The 19,694-nt window shown below is 71.4% G+C and carries 17 protein-coding genes; 9 read left to right on the top strand and 8 right to left on the bottom strand.

Annotation, left to right across the window (positions count from 1 at the left end; all coding sequences use genetic code 11):
• Positions 1-15: 15 nt before the first annotated feature.
• Positions 16-609 carry a hypothetical protein gene (locus ABD893_RS02990; protein WP_345076042.1) on the bottom strand — a complete coding sequence of 198 codons (594 nt, stop codon included), beginning with the start codon at positions 607-609 and terminating at the stop codon, positions 16-18.
• A 266-nt stretch (positions 610-875) separates the two neighbouring features.
• On the opposite strand from ABD893_RS02990, the gene ABD893_RS02985 reads away from it, so the two are divergent.
• The 6 genes from ABD893_RS02985 (at position 876) to ABD893_RS02960 (ending at position 8,480) form a co-directional block, all read left to right on the top strand.
• Positions 876-1,898 carry a LacI family DNA-binding transcriptional regulator gene (locus tag ABD893_RS02985; RefSeq protein ID WP_345076041.1) on the top strand — a complete coding sequence of 341 codons (1,023 nt, stop codon included), beginning with the start codon at positions 876-878 and terminating at the stop codon, positions 1,896-1,898.
• Positions 1,895-3,475, top strand: coding sequence for a sugar ABC transporter ATP-binding protein (locus tag ABD893_RS02980; protein WP_345076040.1), 1,581 nt, complete (start codon positions 1,895-1,897; stop codon positions 3,473-3,475). Before ABD893_RS02985 ends, ABD893_RS02980 begins: the two co-directional genes overlap by 4 nt.
• A gap of 173 nt (positions 3,476-3,648) precedes the next feature.
• Entirely contained in the window at positions 3,649-4,644 is a 996-nt protein-coding gene (locus tag ABD893_RS02975) for an ABC transporter substrate-binding protein (RefSeq protein ID WP_345076039.1), read from the top strand.
• Between the two features lie 184 nt (positions 4,645-4,828).
• Complete coding sequence (locus ABD893_RS02970) at positions 4,829-6,370, top strand: sugar ABC transporter ATP-binding protein (RefSeq protein ID WP_345076038.1); 1,542 nt, start codon at positions 4,829-4,831, stop codon at positions 6,368-6,370.
• Positions 6,367-7,443, top strand: a complete 1,077-nt coding sequence (locus ABD893_RS02965; RefSeq protein ID WP_345076037.1) for an ABC transporter permease — start codon at positions 6,367-6,369, stop codon at positions 7,441-7,443. Before ABD893_RS02970 ends, ABD893_RS02965 begins: the two co-directional genes overlap by 4 nt.
• Complete coding sequence (locus ABD893_RS02960; protein ID WP_345076036.1) at positions 7,440-8,480, top strand: ABC transporter permease; 1,041 nt, start codon at positions 7,440-7,442, stop codon at positions 8,478-8,480. The genes ABD893_RS02965 and ABD893_RS02960 overlap by 4 nt, the downstream gene beginning before the upstream one ends.
• 187 nt (positions 8,481-8,667) lie before the next feature.
• Here the strand turns inward: ABD893_RS02960 and ABD893_RS02955 are convergent, their stop codons facing one another.
• The 7 genes from ABD893_RS02955 to ABD893_RS02925 form a co-directional block, all read right to left on the bottom strand.
• Positions 8,668-9,816: an intradiol ring-cleavage dioxygenase gene (locus ABD893_RS02955; protein ID WP_345076035.1), complete on the bottom strand. Its 1,149-nt coding sequence runs from the start codon at positions 9,814-9,816 to the stop codon at positions 8,668-8,670.
• A 110-nt stretch (positions 9,817-9,926) separates the two neighbouring features.
• A complete protein-coding gene (locus ABD893_RS02950) occupies positions 9,927-10,637 on the bottom strand; it encodes a sirohydrochlorin chelatase (protein ID WP_345076034.1) in 711 nt (236 codons plus the stop codon).
• Positions 10,634-11,491 carry a uroporphyrinogen-III synthase gene (locus tag ABD893_RS02945; RefSeq protein WP_345076033.1) on the bottom strand — a complete coding sequence of 286 codons (858 nt, stop codon included), beginning with the start codon at positions 11,489-11,491 and terminating at the stop codon, positions 10,634-10,636. The genes ABD893_RS02950 and ABD893_RS02945 overlap by 4 nt, the downstream gene beginning before the upstream one ends.
• Positions 11,488-12,513, bottom strand: a complete 1,026-nt coding sequence (gene cobA / locus ABD893_RS02940; protein WP_345076032.1) for a uroporphyrinogen-III C-methyltransferase — start codon at positions 12,511-12,513, stop codon at positions 11,488-11,490. The genes ABD893_RS02945 and cobA overlap by 4 nt, the downstream gene beginning before the upstream one ends.
• The gene (gene nirD, locus ABD893_RS02935; RefSeq protein WP_345076031.1) at positions 12,510-12,956 is read right to left on the bottom strand and encodes a nitrite reductase small subunit NirD; all 447 of its coding nucleotides are present in this window, start codon (positions 12,954-12,956) and stop codon (positions 12,510-12,512) included. The genes cobA and nirD overlap by 4 nt, the downstream gene beginning before the upstream one ends.
• On the bottom strand, positions 12,953-15,526 hold the full coding sequence (gene nirB / locus ABD893_RS02930; RefSeq protein ID WP_345076030.1) for a nitrite reductase large subunit NirB: 2,574 nt from the start codon (positions 15,524-15,526) through the stop codon (positions 12,953-12,955). Before nirB ends, nirD begins: the two co-directional genes overlap by 4 nt.
• Positions 15,523-16,473 carry a formate/nitrite transporter family protein gene (locus ABD893_RS02925; RefSeq protein ID WP_345076029.1) on the bottom strand — a complete coding sequence of 317 codons (951 nt, stop codon included), beginning with the start codon at positions 16,471-16,473 and terminating at the stop codon, positions 15,523-15,525. The genes nirB and ABD893_RS02925 overlap by 4 nt, the downstream gene beginning before the upstream one ends.
• Before the next feature lie 247 nt (positions 16,474-16,720).
• Here ABD893_RS02925 and ABD893_RS02920 point away from each other — a divergent pair, with 247 nt between their 5' ends.
• The 3 genes from ABD893_RS02920 (at position 16,721) to codB (ending at position 19,694) form a co-directional block, all read left to right on the top strand.
• Positions 16,721-17,701, top strand: coding sequence for an LLM class flavin-dependent oxidoreductase (locus ABD893_RS02920; protein ID WP_345076028.1), 981 nt, complete (start codon positions 16,721-16,723; stop codon positions 17,699-17,701).
• A 206-nt stretch (positions 17,702-17,907) separates the two neighbouring features.
• Positions 17,908-18,414 (top strand): nucleoside deaminase, encoded by a 507-nt coding sequence (locus tag ABD893_RS02915; protein WP_345076027.1) that lies wholly within the window; start codon positions 17,908-17,910, stop codon positions 18,412-18,414.
• Complete coding sequence (gene codB / locus ABD893_RS02910) at positions 18,411-19,694, top strand: cytosine permease (RefSeq protein WP_345076026.1); 1,284 nt, start codon at positions 18,411-18,413, stop codon at positions 19,692-19,694. Before ABD893_RS02915 ends, codB begins: the two co-directional genes overlap by 4 nt.

Here is a 19,694-nt window from a genome sequence, read left to right as displayed (position 1 = left end):
CCCCACGGTGGACGGTCAGTCGTCGTCGCCCTGCAGGCACTGCACGGTGCCGTCGACAGTGGCGCCGCCGATCGTCGCGTTGTCGAAGGAGATCTGACCGTCCTCGGCGCTGATGCCCTCCAGCGAGGAGCTCTTCTCCGGCTCACCGCGGTCATCGAGCTTCACCATGGCGAACTCGCCGGGGGTCACCTTGACCAACGGGAGCTCGTCGTCCTTCATGGTGATGATGGCGTTGCGGATGGTGCCGGGCTCACCGTTGCAGCGCACGATCTCCGGCGTGAAGGTGGTCTCCTCGCCGTCCAGGGTGATCGTCAGGGTGCCGGCCTCCTGGCCCGCTGCCGGCGAATCAGAGTCCTCCGACGTGTCCGCGGACTCCTCGGACTCCTGCCCGGCGGGGTCGCTCTCGGTGTCCGTGCCCTCGGCGCCCGTATCCTCGGCGCCCCCGTCGCTCGGCTCCGGCTGCGATTCCTGCGCGGGTGCGGTGGCCTCGGCGCCACCGCCGTCGCTGCTCGCGGTCGGGCTCTCATCCTGCGAGGCGCCACAGGCGGCGAGGGAGAGGATGAGTGCGGCGACGGCCGCAGTGGTGCGCAGGGGGCGTGAGGTGAACATGATCGATGCTTAGCATGCCGGTGCGGCGTCTCGCACCCTGAGTCAGCTCCTCACCTGCCTGGAGAACGGCAGAACGTGAAGGACTCCTCACTCGGCGGCCGCGGCGCCCATGCGTCGGGACCATCCACGGCGCGCCTCGAGCAGCCTGACTGCGCGACCACCCAAGGACGCTCGGCGCGAACGATCGCGCCGTGCCATCGGATCGATCCGGCATGATGTGCAGTGCTCGGCACCTCGGCTGAGCACCACGACCACGACGGAGGGACATGGGCACACGGTCCGCCTCGGAGCGACCGAGCATGCGCCAGGTCGCCGAGACCGCCGGCGTCTCCCACATGACCGTCTCGCGCGTGCTCAACGGTCATGCGAGCATCAAAGAGAGCACCCGCGACAAGGTGCTCCTCGCCGTCGAGCAGCTCGGATACCACCGCAACATCGCCGCCCGGGCCCTCGCCCTGCAGCGCACGCTGCGCATCGGCGCGGTCGTGGAGACGGAGATGGAGTTCGGTCCGGCGAGCGCGCTGCGGGCGATCCACCGGGCGGCTCGCCGGCGCGGCTACTCGGTGAGCTCGATAGCCCTCGACGAGGACGAGGCTTCGGATCCGAACCGCGCCTTCCAGCAGCTCCTCGCACTCGGCATCGACGCCCTGTGCCTGGTCACTCCCCGCTCGGCGTCCGTGGCGGCGGTGCGGGCGGCCTCCCTCGACATGCCCGTGCTCGTGGTCAAGCCCGAACGTGAGGCGGAGCTGCTGCGGGTCTGTGTGGACCAGCAGCTGGGCGTGACCATGGTGGTGGACCATCTGGCGGCCCTCGGGCATCGGGACATCCTCTACGTCTCCGGCCCGATGGACTGGCTCGATGCCCGCGCCCGGGAGCGTGCGTTCCGCACCCGCACCAGGTCCTGGGGCATGCGGGAGCGGCCGATCATCGCGGGCGACTGGTCCGCGGATTTCGGCTACGACTTCGCCGTCGGCCTCGAGCGTCTTCCCGAGTACACGGCCATCGTCGCCGCCAATGACGAGGTGGCGCTCGGGATCGTGCACGGCCTGCACGATCGCGGCCTGAGCGTGCCGGACGATCTCAGCGTCGTCGGCTTCGACGATGCACCCTTCTCCCGGCACTCCATCCCTCCGCTGACCACGGTACGGCAGCCCTTCGAGACGCTCGGCGCCACCGTCGTGGACGTGCTCCTGGCCGCGATCGAGGGCAGCGAGATCCCGCAGCGCACGAAGATCCCGCCCGAGCTCATCGTCCGCCTCTCCACCGCGAAGCCGAGAGCCACGCCATGAGCACGAGCCGTGCCACCCCGGAAGCAGTGCCCACGGTGGAGATGGCTGGGATCACCGTGGACCACGGCCCGTTACGGGCCCTGGACGGGGTGGACCTGACACTCCGCCGCGGAGAGATCCATGCGCTGATGGGTGAGAACGGCGCCGGGAAGTCCACGCTGATCAACACGTTGGCAGGCGTCATCTCGCCGACCTCGGGCAGCATCCGGCTCGATGGCAGGCCCCTGCGCTTCTCCTCGCCCGCCGACGCGCAATCGGCAGGCATCAGGGCCGTGCTGCAGGACGTCCCCGTGGCGCCGCACCTGAGCATCGGGGAGAACGTGATGCTGGGCCACGAACCGCGCGGCCGATTCGGCATCCGGTGGAAAGAGCTGCACTTCCAGGCGCACCGGCTGCTGGACGAGCTCGGCCTCGGTGAGGTGGACACGCGCCGGGCGCTGCGCTCGCTCTCCCCGGCGACGGCCCAGCTGGTCGCCATCGCCCGCGCCATGGCCGACGACCCCCGCGTGCTGCTGCTCGATGAGCCCACCTCGAGCCTGGACCGGGTGGAGGTCGAGAAGCTCTTCCTCGTGCTGCGCCGATTGCGTGAGCGCGGGGTGGCGATGGTCTTCGCCTCCCATTTCCTCGAGCAGGTCCTGGCGATCAGCGACCGGCTCACCGTCCTGCGCTCGGGCACGAAGGTCGCCGAGTTCCCCGCCCGGCAGGTGGAGCGCTCCGAGCTGATCTCGTTGATGATCGGCCGGGACCTGACCGAGCTGCGCCGGATCGGTTCGCTCCGCCGGGAGCACAGGGCCGATCCGGCGGGTCCACCGTTCTTCAGCGCCCGGCAGCTGGGCCAGCGGGAAGTGCTGGCGCCGACGGATCTCGACCTGCACCGCGGCGAGGTCGTGGGGATCGCCGGGCTGCGGGGCTCGGGACGCACCGAGCTCGCACGCCTGCTCACCGGCGGTGCGGTCGCGGACTCCGGCAGCTGTGTGATCGACGGGCGCGCCGTCTCCTTCCGCTCCCCCGCCGCGGCGCTGCGCCATCACATCGCGATGGCGAGCGAGGACCGTCTCGGCGAAGGCGTGATCGCGGGGCTGAGTGTTCGCGAGAACATCGTGGTCGCGCTGCAGTCGCGGCGCGGGTGGGCTCGTCCGATGTCTCGCGCCGAGCGCGACGAGCTCGTCGGCAGCTTCATCGAGGAGCTCGGGATCAGCCCGTCCGATCCGAGCACTCCGATCGAGCAGCTCTCCGGAGGGAACCAGCAGAAGGTGATGCTGGCCCGCTGGCTCGCCACCCGCCCGCGGATCATCGTGCTGGATGAGCCGACGAAGGGCATCGACATGCGCTCGCGCGTGGAGATTCAGTCGCTGGTGGCGCGCCTGGCCGCGAACCGGGTGGCGGTGGTGATCATCTCCTCGGACCTCGAGGAGCTGCTGCGGCTGAGCGATCGGATCGTGGTGATGAAGGACCGCATGAAGATCGGCGAGGTCAGCAACGGCCCCGGCCTCAGTGTGGAGACGATCATCGAGATGATCGCCGCGCCCGACGAGGACGACGAGCTGCCGCCCCTCATCCGCGGCGAGCGGCCCTGACGGCGGCTCCGCGCCGTGACCGGTTCGTGACAACGAGAGGCCTTGCGCTCTTTCATGTTCCCGGTAACATCCTAGGAACACGGCGCGGCGGCCCGCCGCCCCGCTCGCAGTCGCTCGACATCGCTGTCCCGGGCTGAGTTCCCGCTGACATCGCCATCTCAAGGAGGAGATCCATGAATCCCACACGCCGCACCATCCTCGGAGCGAGCGCCGCCGGCCTCGTCGCCGCCGCCCTCGCCGCCTGCTCGTCGGGCGATTCCGGCTCCGGCGGAGGCGCTGCCTCCGGCGACCCGGTGACCATCGGCTTCGTCGCCGTGGGCCCTGAGGGCGCCTGGCGCCAGGCCAATGAGCAGAACATCCAGGACACCTTCACCGAGGAGGCCGGCTTCACGCTGAAGTACGCCCCGGCCACCAGCCTCGACCAGAAGTCGCAGATCGATGCGTTCACCTCGTTCATCGACGAGGGCGTCGACCTGATCCTGCTCTCGGCCACCGAGGGCTCCGGCTGGGAGGAGTCGCTCAACCGCGCCCAGGAGGCGGAGATCCCGGTCATCCTCATCGACCGCGGCATCGAGCCCGACGACACGGACCTCTATGCGACCCGTCTCGCACCGGACAACGTCGCGGTCTCCACCGCTGTGGCGGAGTGGGCGAAGTCCACCTTCCCCGACGGCGCGAAGTACTTCGTGCTCGAGGGCCCCGCCGGCGTCTCCGTCGTCAACGAGCGCAACGAGGGCTGGAACCAGGCGATGGAGGGGGAGTCGACGTTCACCGATCTCGGCTCCCAGACCGCGAACTGGTCCACCGAGGAGGCCAAGAGCGTCTTCGAGACGGTGCTGAAGTCGAACGGCAACGACGTCCAGCTCGTCTTCGCCCAGAATGACGAGATGGGCCTGGGCGCCGCGCAGGCAGTCCAGGAGGCCGGCCTCACCCCGGGCGAGGACGTCAAGATCGCCACGATCGACGGCACCCAGGCCGCGCTGGAGGCACTCGCGGAGGGAACGCTCTCCTTCGTCGCCGAGTACAACCCGCTGTTCGGCGATCAGGCCCTCGACGCGGTGAACACGGTGCTGGACGGCGGGGAGGTCGAGTCCTACATCCAGATCGAGAGCACCACGTTCGACTCGCCCGAGGCGGCCACCGAGGCACTGCCCGACCGCAAGTACTGAGCCCCGACCTGCGCAGGATGCGCAGCCCGGGCCGGCGAGCTGAGCTCCCGACCCGGGCCCCGGCGGGACCGAGCCTCGCCTGGCGCCGCCCCGCCAGGCCTCACCCCGGCGGAACCTGCACCCTGCAGCACAGCTTGAAGACTGAACGGAGTGGCACCTGATGCCCGCATCACCGATAGTCGAGATGAACGGCATCTCAATCTCCTTCCCGGGGGTCAAAGCGCTGGACCGCGTGGACTTCCGCCTCTTCCCCGGCGAGGTCCACGCGCTCATGGGGGAGAACGGCGCCGGGAAATCGACGCTGATCAAGGCGCTCACGGGCGTGTACACGATCGACGAGGGCGAGGTCGTCGTCGCCGGAAGCCCCCGCAGGCTCGGCGGCACGGCCGACGCCCAGGCCGCCGGCATCTCGACCGTGTACCAGGAGGTGAACCTGTGCACCAACCTCTCGATCGGCGAGAACGTGATGCTCGGCCACGAGACCCGCGGTCCGCTCGGCATCAACTGGGGAGCCACGCACCGGCGGGCCTCCCAGGTGCTCCAGAAGGTGGGATTGGGCGCGCTGAACCCGCGCCTGCCGCTGTCCTCGCTGTCGATCGCCTTGCAGCAGCTGGTCGCGATCAGCCGCGCCACCGTGACCGACTCGAAGGTGCTGATCCTCGACGAGCCGACCTCCAGCCTCGACGCCAATGAGGTGGAGAACCTGTTCACGGTGATCCGGGCCCTGCGCGACGAGGGGGTGGCGATCCTGTTCGTCTCCCACTTCCTGGACCAGATCTACGCGATCAGCGACCGGATGACCGTGCTGCGCAATGGCACCTTCCAGGGCGAGTTCATGACGGCCGACATCGACCAGTCGACTCTGATCGCCACGATGGTGGGCAAGGAGCTGGGGGCGCTGGACTCGCTCGAGCGGGCGAGCGCCCGCCGGGAGGTGGACCGCAGCGGTGAGCCCGTGTACAGCGCGGAAGGCCTCAGCCGGAAGGGGAGCCTCGAGCCCACGGACCTCACGCTGCATGCCGGCGAGGTCCTCGGCATCGCCGGCCTCCTCGGCAGCGGCCGCACCGAGCTGGCCCGCCTCATCTACGGGGCCGACAAGCCCGAATCCGGCACCGTGCGCCTCAAGGGCGCGGATTCCCAGATCTCCTCCCCCTCGCAAGCCCTGGCCTCGCACATCGCCTACGCGAGCGAGAACCGGCGCGACGAGGGGATCATCCGTGACCTCAGCGTGCGCGAGAACCTCATCCTCGCGGTGCAGGCGAGGCGAGGATGGGCCCGTCCGCTGCCGGCTCAGGAGAAGAACGCGCTCGTCGAGAAGTACATGGCCGCACTCAACGTGCGCCCCGCCGATCCGGACCGGCCGATCAGCAACCTCTCCGGCGGCAATCAGCAGAAGGTCCTGCTGGGCCGCTGGCTCGCGACCCAGCCGGAGGTGCTGATCCTGGACGAGCCGACCCGCGGGATCGACATCGGTGCCAAGACCGAGATCATGGAAGAGGTGATCGCTCTGGCCGACGACGGAGTCGCGGTCGTGTTCATCTCCTCGGAGCTCGAGGAGGTGGCGCGCCTCAGCGACCGGATCGTGGTGATGAAGGACCGCCGGAAGCTGGCCGAGCTCACGGCGGGCGAGGCCATCACCAGCGACTCCATCATCTCCACGATCGCCGGAGGCTCCGCTCCGGAACCCGGCAGCACTCAGCCCGCAGAAACAGGAGCCAGCTCATGAGCAACGACAGCACCCATCGCGCTTCGGCGCTGATGGCCCTGATCCGCCGTCCGTACTTCTGGGGCATCATCGCGATCGCCCTGCTGCTGGCGGTCAACAGCATCAAGGATCCCGGCTACCTGGCGATCAGCTACAACGACTCCACCGGCAGCCTGGTCGGCAACGTCATCGACATCCTGCGCGCCGCCGCACCGATCGCGATGATCTCGGTGGGCATGTGCCTGGTCATCGCCACCGCGGGCATCGACCTGTCCGTCGGTTCCCTGATGGCGGTGGCCGGGGCCGTGTCCATGGAGCTGCTGTCCTCTGCGGGCAGCTCCGCGGGAGCGGCCTTCGCCGCCCTGGGACTGGCTCTGCTGCTCGGCGCGGTGCTCGGCGCCGTGAACGCGGTCCTGATCTCCGTCGTCGGCCTGCAGCCGTTCATCTCGACGCTCGTGATGATGCTCGCCGGTCGTGGACTCGCAAAGGTCATCACCGGTGGCCAGAACACTGCGGCGAGCAACGAGACGTTCCGCTGGCTGGCCAACGGTTACGTCTTCGGCATCCCGGTGGTGTTCGTCCTCGCGGTCCTCATCGTGATCGCGGTCGGGCTGCTGGTGCGCCGCAGCGCCCTGGGCCTGATGATCGAGGCGATCGGGATGGACCCGCGGGCGGCTCGCCTGGCCGGCGTGAACCGGCGCGGGCTGCTGTTCGCCGTCTACATCGCCTCCGGCGCGCTGGCCGCTGTCGCGGGCATCTTCTCCACCGCAAGCGTGATGGTGGTGGATGTGTCCAACACCGGCTACCAGCTGGAGATGGATGCGATCCTCGCCGTCGTCATCGGCGGCACCTCGCTCGCCGGAGGGAAGTTCAACATCACCGGCGCGGCGATCGGCGCCCTGCTCATCGCGACCCTCGACAAGACCGTCGTGTTCCTGGGGATCTCGTCCTCGGCGACCCCGGCGTTCAAGGCCATCGTCATCATCGCTCTCTGCCTGCTGCAGTCCGAGCGGGTCCGGGCACTGTTCCAGGCCCGACGCTCGCAGGCCGCCCCCACCACATCCGACGCACCGAAGGAGGCTGTCGCAGCATGAGCGCCGCTATCACGACCCCGCCCGCCGCGCCCACCGCCTCGCGCCTGGAGCGGCTCCGCCAGCAGCTGCTCTCCCGCGCTGATTCGCTGCCCACCGTGGCCGCCCTGGTGATCTTCGTGCTGATGCTCGTCTACGGCGAGTTCGCCTACGGGCGCATCTTCCAGCTCAGCACGATCTCGAACCTGTTCATCAACAACGCCCACCTGATCATCCTGGCCGTGGGCCTGACTTTCGTGATCATCAGCGGCGGCATCGACCTCTCGGTGGGCGCGATCATCGCGCTGTCCTCCGTGTGCGGCGTGATGCTCGCCGGTGCGGGCTGGAACGCCTGGCTGGTCATCCTCGCCATGATCCTGATCGGTTCCGTGATCGGGCTCATCTCCGGAGTGCTGATCCAGTACTTCAACGTCCAGCCCTTCATCGCGACCCTCGCGATGATGTTCCTGGGCAGAGGCCTGGCCTCGATGCTCTCCACCGTGCCGGTGCGGCTCGAGGAGGACTCCGGGATCCTGCTGCTGGGCGAGAAGATCAAGATCATCGACGGACCGAAGGTCAACGACCTCGTGATCTCGCCCGGCGTGTTCATCGCGCTGCTCGTGGTGGTCGCGGCATTCATCATCCTGCACCGCACGCGCACCGGCCGGACGGTGTACGCGATCGGCGGCTCCGAGCAGTCCGCCTCCCTGATGGGGCTCGCGGTGGTGCGCACGAAGCTGTTCATCTATGTGGCCAGCGGCACCCTCGCGGGCATCGCCGCCGTCGTGTACACCGCCCGGCTCGGCTCCGCCCAGAACATCACCGGGATCGGCTGGGAGCTGGATGCGATCGCTGCCGCGGTGATCGGCGGCACCCTGCTCACCGGCGGCTTCGGCTACGTGCTCGGCTCCGTGGTGGGTGCGCTCGTGCTGGGCCTGATGAACGTGCTGATCACTCGCGACGGCGGCATCCCGCCGGAGGCCACCACCATCATCACCGGTGGGATCCTGCTGATCTTCGTGCTGCTGCAGCGTGCGGTGATCTCGCGACAACGGGAGTAGCGCGCCGGGCCGGAGGGCCGGCCGCCTGGGCTGACGGAGCACCACGCGACGTCCTCGCGGGACTCGAGCACTCGAGCCCTGCGAGGACGTCGCTCTCAGCATGTGCGCGGGTGGGGCGGGCGACGGAGCGCCAGTCTCATTCCACCCGGTCACTCCCGCGACATCATCCAGCGGGCGTGAGCCGTCATCACCCCTGGCCGCCGCCGTCCGACGGGGCGCCGGGAGCGGCCGGTCCCTCACCATCGGCCGGCGGCTGTCCGCCCTGGCCGGGGCCACCCTCGCCGGGCTCACCGTCGCCAGGGGCGCCGGGGGCGTCGCCCGCTCCTCCCCCACCCGTTCCTCCGCCGCCCATCCCGCCTGCCTCGGGCGCGGTGGTGGTGGTGGTGTCGATCGGCACGTCGATCGCGAAGGAGAAGCCCGCCTCCACGGTGCCGGTGAACGTGGCGAGCTGCTGGTCGTGACCGTCGGAGAACACGTTGTCGCTCTCGAGGGTGGTCTGCTCGAGGTTCTGGCTGGAGCCGGAGTACCCCTCGAGCGCGTAGGCCTCGCGGGCCTCCGCCTCGGGCAGGGCGATCTGGGAGGTGAGGATCGCGTTGCCGGCGTCGACGATCGAGTCGGCGTCCGGGAACACCTCGAAGTGGAGGTGGGGCCAGCGGCCGGCGTAGCAGCCGGGGAGAATGCTGGTGAAGGTGACGGCGCCCGCGGAGTCGGTGATCTGCACACCGCGCAGGTAGGTCTCGTTCTCCAGCCCCTGGGAGTACATCGAGTAGCGGCCCTCGGCGTCGCAGTGCCACAGGTACACCGCCGCGCCCTCCATCGGCACGTCGCCGCCGGCCATGTCGATGATGTTCATGGTGAGCTCGAGCGGCACGCCCTCGGCGGAGGTGTCGGAGTCGATGCTGGAGCGGAGGTCGCTGCGCTCGACGCCACTGGTCTCGAGCACGTCCGCGCCGTTGGAGCCGTCCCCCGGGTAGGGGCCGGCGGTCTCGCCGGGCATCTCCTCGAGGGCTGAGGCGGAGGTGCCGCCGCCGTCACTCGCCCCACCGCCGCTCACCCCTCCCCCGTTGCCGGCGCCGTCGGACGTCTCGGCGCTTCCGCCGGTGCAGGCGGCGAGGACCGCGGCGACGCTGCCGGCGCCGAGCACTCCGAGCACTCCGCGGCGGGAGACGAGCGTACCGACGTCGAAGGCGAGGCCCTGGTCCTCGACGTCCTCCTCGGGGTGGTGCAGGGGGCGGCCCTCGAAGCGGGTCGGAGGGTCCGTCGCCGGCGCGGCAGGGTCGTGCTCGCGGGCCTCGGGATAAGCGCGGCCGACGGGGCGGTGCGGGACGTTGTCCATGGCGGTCCTCTCGGTGTCCTGTGCTGGAGCGAGAAACGTAGAACCGCTGGCTGTGGGCGTGCTGTGACCTTTCCGTGACCTTTTTGGGGTTCGGTGGGGAGTTCCCTGGATCAGCTCACGGGCTGAGCGAGGACGGCCAGCGCCTCCCGGAACCGCGCGGCGGCCACGCCGATCACCTCCGGATGCGCCCCCAGCGGGGCGCTGACGAGGTCGGCCCCGGCGCCGCCGACGAGGTTCGCGAAATGGCCCGGGGCCAGCACATAGCTCGCCGCGATCACCCTCCGGGCGCCGGCCGCACGCGCCGCGTCGACGGCCTCCGGGAGGGAGGGCGCGCAGCCCGCCCCGTATCCGATGCTCACGGGGCACGGCAGGTGGGCGGCGACCAGATCACGCATGTGCTCCACGGCACGGGCGGCGGCCGGGTCGGAGGAGCCGGCTGCGGCGAGCACCACATGATCGCCGGGGCGATGCCCGGCATCTCCCTCGCTGACGGCGGCGAGTCGGTCCCGCAGCGCCCGCACCAGAGCCGGGTGCGGGCCGAGGGCGGGGGCGGCGACGGCGCGGGGATGGGGCTCGACGGCCGCGGCGATGTCCACGGAGGTGTGGAAACCGGTCGAGAGCAGCAGCGGCACCACCACCACGGGGCCCTCCGCGGCGGCGCGCGTGACGACGCCCGCGACCTCAGGCTGCTCCACGTCGACGTAGGCCTCGCGCACCTCGGCGTCCGGGACGGCGCGGGCGAGCTGCTCCCGGATCCGGGCGATCACGGCGCGGCCCGCGGCGGAGCGGGTGCCGTGGGAGCAGGCGATCAGCGCGGTCATGAGTCCTCCTGCGCCGTCGGGGCGGTGGGATCGAAGTGCTGTATGACGGCGCGCGCCAGCGCGCCCATCCGGCTGCGGGCGGGCAGCAGTGCGGGCATCCCGCGCGCTTCCAGGGGTGCGGCGGTGAGGGGGCCGACGGCCGCCATGACCAGCTCACCGGCGCGGGTGCGGGCGGCGATCGCCGGCAGGGCGCCGGCCTGTTCGGCGGCGACCAGCCAGTTCTCGGTGCCGGGTGCGGCGGTGAACAGGACCGCGTCCACTGCTCCGGCGGCGGCATCACACACGGAGCGGTGCACAGCGGCCGGGTCGCGCGGTGGTCCCCAGCGGTAGACGGTCAGGGCCACCACCTCGGCGCCGGCGCCCTGGAGCGCCTCGTCGAGGCCGTCGGCCCCGGAGCCGTGGTGCTGCACGGCGGCGCGGGTCCCGGTGAGGTCCTGGCCGGCGAGGTGGGCGATCACCTCGGCGGAGGTTCCCTCCTGGGCGACCCAGTCCACGGTGAGCCCCGCCTGCTGGGCGGCGCCGCGGGCCTTGGGGCCGCGGGCGAGGACCCGGGTGCCGGCGAGCGCGGCGCGCAGCGAGGGGGCGAGGCCGGCGGCGTCGGCGGCCTCGAACCAGCCGCGCACCCCCACCCCGGTGGTGGCGATCAGCAGGTTCGGCGGGAGGGCGATGAGCTCGGCGGTGCGGGCCAGCAGCTGCGGGTCGTCCACGTGCGGGATCATGCTCATCGCGGGGGCGTGCTGGATCTCGGCGCCGTGGCGGATCAGTGCGGCGGCGAGCTCCTCGGCTCGGCGGTCCAGGGCGAGCACGAGCCGTCTGCCCGCGAGCGCGCTGGAGAGCTGGGGCGGGGTGCTCACGCCGCGTGCTCCGGCGTCTGCCCGCCGAGCGCGGCCATCTCGGTGAGGTCCGGCGCCGCTGACCGGTTCGGCTCCGCGAGGGCGAGCGCGGCTGACCTGTTCGGCTCGGCGAGGGAAACCGCTGCCGACGTTTCCGGCTGCAGCAGTCCGGCCCGGGCCACCTCGCCGATCACGATCACCGCGGGGCTGCGCACGCCGACGGCCGCTGCTGTGTGGACAGCGCCGGCGAGGGTGGTGCGGGTGGTGCGCTGTCGCGGGGTGTGGCCGTTCTCGATGATCGCGATCGGCCGCTGCCCTGGCACTCCATGGGCGAGGGCGGCGGCGACCAGGGCGGGAAGCGCCGCGACCCCCATCAGCACCACAGTGGTCACCGCGTCGTCGGCGAGCGCGGCGAGGGTCGCGGCCGAGGGTCCGTGCGGCCCGCTCAGGTCGTGCCCGCTGACCACGTGCACGGTGGAGGAGAGTCCGCGATGGGTGACCGGCACCCCGGCGGCCTGGGGCACGGCGAAGGCGCTGCTGATCCCGGGGACCACCTCGACCTCGATCCCGGCAGCGCGGCAGGCGAGCACCTCCTCGCCGCCGCGGCCCAGCACGAACGGATCCCCGCCCTTCAGCCGCACGACCGCCTTCCCGGCGCGGGCGTGCGCGATGAGCAGGGCGTTGATCTGCTCCTGCGGGACGGGATGGTGGCCGGGGCGCTTGCCGACGTCGATCACGAGCGCGCTGGGACGCAGCTCCGCGCGCACCTCTGCGGCGGGGCCGAGCCGGTCGACGATCACCACGTCGGCCGCGCGCAGCAGCCGCAGGGCGCGCACTGTGAGCAGGTCCAGCGGGCCCGGCCCGCCCCCCACCAGCGCCACGTGGCCGCGGGCGGCCAACGGGTCGGTTGCCGGTGCCGGTGCCGCGGCGGGAGTCAGTGCGGGTGCCGGTGCCGGTGCCGGTGCCGGTGCCTTGAGCGTGCGGGTCGGCCTCCCGAACGCCGGGGCCGGCGCCGGAGTCCGTGCTCCGGACTCGACGGTCATCGTGCGCCGCCGCGCAGCAGGTAGACGTCCCCGTCGAGGGTGCGCACCGGCCAGACCCGGAGGCGTCGCACCTGCTTGCTGCGGGTGTTCACGCAGGTGCCCGAGCGCAGGTCGAAGATCTGCTTGTACATCGGGGAGGCGATGGTGGGGCGGCCGCCGCGGGAGCCGACGATGCCGCGGGAGATGACGTTCGCCCCCGAGTAGGGGTCGTGGTTGTCGACCGCGCGGAGGTCGCCGTCGGCCAGCAGGAACAGGGCGACCTGCTCCTGGCCCACGAGGGCCGCGCAGCCCCGTTCGACCTCGAGCTCCGCGAGGGTGCACAGCCGGAGCCAGTTCGCCGCGAGCTGCGGGGCGAGGGCCGGGCTGCTGAGGCTCGGGCTGGCGAGGGTCGGGGTGGTGAGAGTCGTGCTGGCGGTGCTCGGGGTGGTGAGGGTCGGGGTCATCGTCGTACCTCCAGGGTCGTGCCGGCGATCAGGATCCCACCCGTGCGTTCCTCGGGCCGGGCGGGGCGCACCTGCCCGCGCTCGGGGACGAAGGCGAGGCCGGGGTCGGGGGTGGTGGGGGCGTTCACGAAGGAGCGGAAGCGGGCGAGCTTGGCGGGGTCGGCGAGAGTCTCAGCCCACTCATCACGGTAGCCCTCGACGTGGCGTTCCATGGCCGCGTCCAGATCTGCGGCGAGCCCCAGGGAGTCGTCCAGGATCACGGCGCGCAGCCCGTCGATCCCGCCGTCGAGCGCTTCGAGCCAGGGGGCGGTGCGCTGGAGCTTGTCGGCGGTGCGGGCGTAGTACATGAAGTATCGGTCCAGGGTGCGGATCAGGGTGTCGTCGTCCAGGCCCTCGACCAGCAGCTGGGCGTGGCGCGGGGTGGCGCCGCCGTTCCCGCCCACGTACAGGTTCCAGCCCTGGGCGGTGGCGATGATGCCGGCGTCCTTGGCGCGGGCCTCGGCGCATTCGCGGGCGCAGCCGGAGACGCCGAGCTTGAACTTGTGCGGGGTGCGCAGCCCGCGATAGCGCAGCTCGAGCTGGATGGCCATGGAGGTGGAGTCCAGCACGCCGTAGCGGCACCAGGTGGAGCCCACGCAGGATTTCACGGTGCGCAGCGACTTGCCGTAGGCGTGGCCGGATTCGAAGCCGGCCTCGGTCAGGCGCCGCCAGATCAGCGGCAGCTCCTCGAGGCGGGCGCCGAACATGTCCACCCGCTGGCCGCCGGTGATCTTGGTGTAGAGCCCGAAGTCGCGGGCCACCTCCCCCACCGTGATCAGGCCCTCGGGGGTGACCTCCCCGCCGGGCATGCGCGGGACCACGGAGTAGGTGCCGTCCTTCTGCATGTTGGCCATCACGTGGTCGTTGGTGTCCTGCAGGGTGGCGTTCTCGTTGTCCAGCACGTGCTCCCCGCCGAGCAGGGCGAGGATGCCGGCGAGCACGGGCTTGCAGGTGTCGCAGCCGCGCCCGCGGCCGAACCGTGCGATGACGGCGCTGAAGGTGGTCAGGCCCGAGACGTGCACGGCGTCGAACAGCTGGCGGCGGGAGAGGTCGAAGTGCTCGCACAGCCCGGCGGAGACGGCCCTGCCCAGCTTCGCGAGCTCGCTGCCGACGAGCGAGGTGACCATCACGGTGCAGGAGCCGCAGGTGGCGCCCGCCTTGGTGCAGGCGGTGACGGCCGCGGCGTCGGCGCAGCCCTGCTCCCGCACGGCGTGGCGGATGGCGCCGGCGCTCACCGAGGAGCAGGAGCAGACCACCGCCTCGTCGGGCAGCTCGGCGGTCGGGGCGGCCGATGCCCCGGCGGGGAGCAGGTAGGCGGCGGGGTCCCCGCCGAGCGGCCCGCCGACCAGCGGGCGCAGGGAGCCGTAGGCGGAGGCATCCCCCACCAGCATCCCGCCCAGCAGGGTCTTCGCGTCGTCGGAGAGGACGAGCTTCTTGTGGACGCCGTTCACGGGGTCGGTGTAGACCACGTCCAGGGCGCCGGGGGTGGTGGCGAAGGCGTCGCCGAAGCTGGCGACGTCCACGCCGGAGAGCTTGAGCTTGGTGGAGAGGTCGTAGCCGGCGAACGTCGCCTGCCCGCCGAGGATCCGGTCGCTGACCACCTCGGCCATGGCGTATCCGGGGGCGACCAGGCCCACGCACTGCCCCTCGAAGGAGGCGACCTCACCGATCGCGTGCACGGCCGGGTCGGAGGTCGCGCAGCTCTCGTCGATCCGCACCCCGCCGCGCTCGTCGCAGGCCAGGCCTGCGGCGCGGGCGAGCTCGTCGCGGGGGCGGACGCCGACGGTGAAGATCACGAGGTCCGCCGGGAGCTCGGAGCCGTCCGGGAGGAGGACGGCGCGGGCGCTGCCATCGGCGTCCGGCAGCACGGCGTTGGAGCGGGCCTCGGTGCGCACGGTGATCCCGCGGGCCTCGATGAGGCGGCGCAGGGTGGCTCCGGCGGGCAGGTCGAGCTGGGCGGACATCAGCCGGTGGCCGGACTGCAGGATCGTCGCCTCGGCGCCCATCCCCTGCAGGGCGCCGGCCGCCTCGAGGCCCAGCAGCCCACCGCCGACGACGATCCCGCGCACGGGCGGATCGCCCTGTGAGGCGTCGGACTGTGCGGCGCGTGCTTCGACGTGGCGGCGCAGCGCCTCGACGTCGTCCAGGGTGCGGTAGACGAAGCAGCCGGGCAGCTCGGCGCCCTGGATCGGGGGCCTCGCCGCGTGGGAGCCGGTGGCGAGGACCAGGTGGTCGTAGGGGTGGACGGTGCCGGAGGCGGCGGTGACGGTGCGGTTCTCGCGGTCGATCGCGTGGACGGGGTCCCCCTCGTGGAGGGTGACGCGGGGGTCCTCGAAGATCGTGTGCGCGAGGGTGAGCTCCTCGGGACTCTCCCCGTCGAAGAAGCGGGTCAGGCCCACCCGGTCGTAGGGGCGGCGGGCCTCGTCCCCGAGCACGGTCACGGTGATCCGCTCCTCGGCACGGGTGACGAGCGAGTCGACCAGGCGGTGCGCCGCCATCCCGGCGCCGATCACGACGATGCGGGGGCTCATCGGGGCGCCCCCACCAGTTCGGGGACCTCGGTCGGACCCTCGGCCGACGGGGCGGCCGGGGTGCCGGTGGGGTCGAGGGCTGGGACGTGGGTGGCCTCCACGGCGGTGCCGGTCGCGGTGGTGGGGGCAGTCGCGGTGCCGGTAGCGGCGGCGGGGCTCTTGCGGCGGTGGGCGTAGTAGAGCGGGAGGCCCACGAACACCAGGCCGCCCACGAGGTTGCCGACCACGGTGGGGATCTCGTTCCAGATCAGGTAGTCCATGATCGTGAACTCCGCGCCGAGCAGCAGGCCGGAGGGGAACAGGAACATGTTCACGATGGAGTGCTCGAAGCCCATGTAGAAGAACAGCATCACCGGCATCCACATGCAGGCGATCTTCCCCAGGAGGTTGTCGGTCATGAATGCGCCGACCACGCCGGTGGAGACCATCCAGTTGCACAGCACGGCGCGGATGAACAGGGTGAGCATTCCGGCGGCGCCGTGATCGGCGTAGCCGACGGTGCGGCCATGGCCGATCTCGGAGATCGCCAGGCCCACGGGGCTGGGCTCGGTGGAGAAGCCGTAGGTGAAGTAGATGGCCATCAGCACCGCGACCATGAACGCGCCGAGGAAGTTGCCCAGGAACACCAGGCCCCAGACGCGAAGCATCGAGCGCACCGTCACTCCGGGCTTCCGCGCGATCAGTGCGATCGGCATCAGTGTGAACACCCCGGTGAGCAGGTCGTAGCCCATCAGGTACAGCAGGATGAAGCCGACGGGGAACAGCAGGGCTCCCAGCAGCGGCTCCCCGGTCTGGGTGGAGACGGTGACGGCGAAGGCGGCGCCGAGGGTGAGGATCGCCCCGGCCATGAAAGCACGCAGCACCGTGACACCGGCGGAGTAGGTGACCTTCGAGGCGCCGGCGGCGGTGAGCCGGTCCACCAGATCTGCGGGCTGGACGTAGGACATGGCAGCTCCTGACACGAGGGAAGGATGGGCATGTCCCGTGCGCCTGCAACGGGGTGCGGCCATCCTGGGCTCTTGTGGAGCTGAGACGAAGGGCGGAGGGTCGCCGTGACCTTCTCGTGATGTGGCGTCTCAGGGGCGGGCAGGGGTGTGCCGCCCCGCAATGCCGTCGGGAAGAGAAACGACGCCGAGGGCGTTGTCGCTGAAGGTGCTGCGCCGTCCGGCGCCGCCTGCCGACGAAAGGTGCCTGATGACTGTCCCGCTTTCCCTCCTCGACCTCGCCACCGTTGCCCGTGACCAGACCGTCGCGCAGGCGCTGGAGGGCACGGTCGCCCTGGCCCAGAAGGCGGAGGAGACCGGGTACGAGCGGGTCTGGTACGCCGAGCACCACAACATGGCCTCGATCGCGTCCTCCGCCACCGCGGTGCTGATCGCCCACGTCGCGGCGCACACCAAGACCATCCGGCTCGGAGCGGGCGGCATCATGCTGCCCAACCACGCCCCGCTGGTGATCGCCGAGCAGTTCGGCACCCTCGAGACCCTCCACCCGGGGCGGATCGAGCTGGGCCTGGGCCGGGCCCCGGGCACCGACCAGAACACCATGCGTGCACTGCGCCGCAGCGGCGCCACGGCCGACACCTTCCCCGAGGACGTCGTGGAGCTGCAGGCCTACCTCCGCGGCGAGTCCCGGATCCCGGGCGTGAATGCCTACCCGGGCAAGGGCACCGACGTCCCGCTGACCATCCTCGGCTCCTCCCTGTTCGGCGCGAGCCTGGCCGCCGCCCTCGGCCTGCCCTACGCCTTCGCCTCACACTTCTCCCCCGGCGCCCTGCACGAGGCGATCGCGCTGTATCGCCGCGACTTCCAGCCCTCCGAGCAGCTCGAGAAGCCCCACGTCTTCGCGGCCTACAACGTCATCGCCGCCGACGACCAGGCCGACGCCGAGCGCCAGCACCTCGAGATGATGCGCAGCCGGGTGGCGCTGATGGTGCGCCCGGGCACCGAGTACACCGACGAGCAGGCCGACGAGCTGCTCGCCTCGCCCCAGGCCCACCACCTGCACCAGATGGCGACCTACAGCGCCGTGGGCACCCCCGATGTGGTCAAGGAGAAGGTCACCGAGTTCGCCGAGCAGACCGGCGCCGACGAGCTGATCATCGCCCACCAGGGCCCGCGGGTGGAGCAGCGGCTGCGGTCCGTCGAGCTGCTCGCCGACGTGTACATGGGCTGAGGGTCGCGGACGAGCCTGGGCCGGGCTGAGCCGGGCTCCGACTGACCTGGGCTGCGGCCGGGCCGGGCTCGGGTTGAGCCGGGGCTCACAGTCCGTGGACGGCTGGTCACAGAGCGGTCTCACCCCCGGGGCCGGGGTGCGTGGCTCCCGCGATTCCTTCTACGATGCCGGGCGACCATCCCGACGACCGCAGGAGCACGCACCCCATGACCTGGACCCCCACCGCTGACGACGACCGCCGCTTCCTCGCCCTCGCCATCGAGCAGGCCCGCAAGAGCTGGGACGAGGGCGGGGTGCCGATCGGCGCGGTGCTGGTCCACAACGGCGAGGTGCTCTCTGCGGGGCACAACCAGCGCGTGCAGAAGGACTCCGCGATCCTGCACGGCGAGACCGACGCGATCGAGAAGGCCGGGCGCCTGCGCGCGAGCATCTACCGCGAGTCCGTGCTCTACACGACCCTGTCGCCGTGCATCATGTGCACCGGCACCGCGCTGCTGTACGAGATCCCCCGGATCGTGGTGGGCGAGAACCGCACCTTCGAGATGGCGGAGTCGCTGCTGCGCGAGCGCGGCGTCACGGTGGACGTGCTCGATGATCCCGAGTGCATCGCCCTGATGGAGCGGATGATCGCCGAGCGTCCGGAGATCTGGAGCGAGGACATCGGCGTCGAGGCCGACGAGCTCGGCGCGCCCGCTGAGGCCCAGGGCCGGTGACCGCCGCCGATCTGCGCGAGGGCGCCGAACAGCCCGTCGACCCCGACTACCCGGTCACGCCGGTCCCCCGCTCCTCACGGCGCGGCGTGGTCTCCATCAGCGTGGTGCTCATCGGGTTCACCGTCTTCGCCCCCACCCTGATGGCGGGCGCGAGCATCGGGGTGGGCTTCCCCTTCTCCGAGTTCCTCGCCGTGCTCGCGGTGGGCTCCGCCGTGCTCGGCGCCTACGTCGCCGCGATCGGCTTCCTCGGCGCCCGAACGGGCCTGACCACCGTGGTGATGTCGAGGTACACCTTCGGGACCGTCGGCTCGAAGGTGGTCTCCCTGCTGCTGGGCGGCACCCAGGTGGGCTGGTACGGCGTGGCCGTCGGCTCGATCGGGAAGATGACCGCGATCGCCTTCGGCTGGGAGAACGCCTGGGGCCCGGCGCTGGTGATGATCGGCGTCTCCGTGCTCATGATGCTCACGGCGCTGTACGGCTACGAGGGCATGTACTGGGTCTCCCTCATCTCCACTCCCCTGATCCTCATCCTCGCCTTCTGGATCACGGGCCTGGCCCTGGCCGAGGTGGGCGGGGTGGAGGGCCTGTTCGCGATCGCCCCGACCACCACCATGAGCTGGGCCGCGGCGGTCACCACGGTGGTGGGGACCTTCGCCTCCGCCGGTACCCAGGCCGCGAACTGGACCCGGTTCGCCAAGCGTGGCCGCGACGCCGTGATCGCCTGCGCGATGGGCTTCGTGATCGGCAACGGCCTGATGGTGTTCTTCGGCGCCGTCTCCGCGCTCGCGTTCGGCGAGGGCGACTTCACGACCCTGCTGCTGAGCATGGGGATGATCGGCTGGGGCCTGTTCTTCCTGTTCGGGAACCTGTGGAAGTCCAACGCCGACGCGGCCTACGCCTTCGGCGTCGCGGGCGCCGAGATCGCCAACTCCACCCGCAAGGGCCCCTTCATCATGGGCGGCGTCGCCATCGGCACCGTGCTGGCACTGGTGGGCGTCGAGGGGCACATCGTGGGCTACCTCAGCCTGCTGGGCGTGCTCATCCCGCCGCTCGGCGGAGTGCTGATCGGCGACTGGATCGCGCGCTGGCGCGGCGGGCAGCCGGCGCTGGAGACGCTGAGCGAGAAGGTCCGGTGGCAGGCACTGGTGCCGTACGTGCTCGGATGCCTGATCGCGTGGGTCTCGAACCAGTTCGGGATCGGGATCGCGCCGCTGAACGGGATCATGGTGGCGCTGGTGGCGGCCTGGGTGCTGGGGCGGCGCAGCGTCGACGCCCGCTGA

The organism is Brachybacterium paraconglomeratum (genome assembly GCF_039541415.1).
Taxonomy (GTDB): Bacteria; Actinomycetota; Actinomycetes; order Actinomycetales; family Dermabacteraceae; genus Brachybacterium; species Brachybacterium paraconglomeratum_A.
Note: the sequence above shows the minus strand (reverse complement) of the source record. Positions and strands in the feature narration are given on the sequence as shown.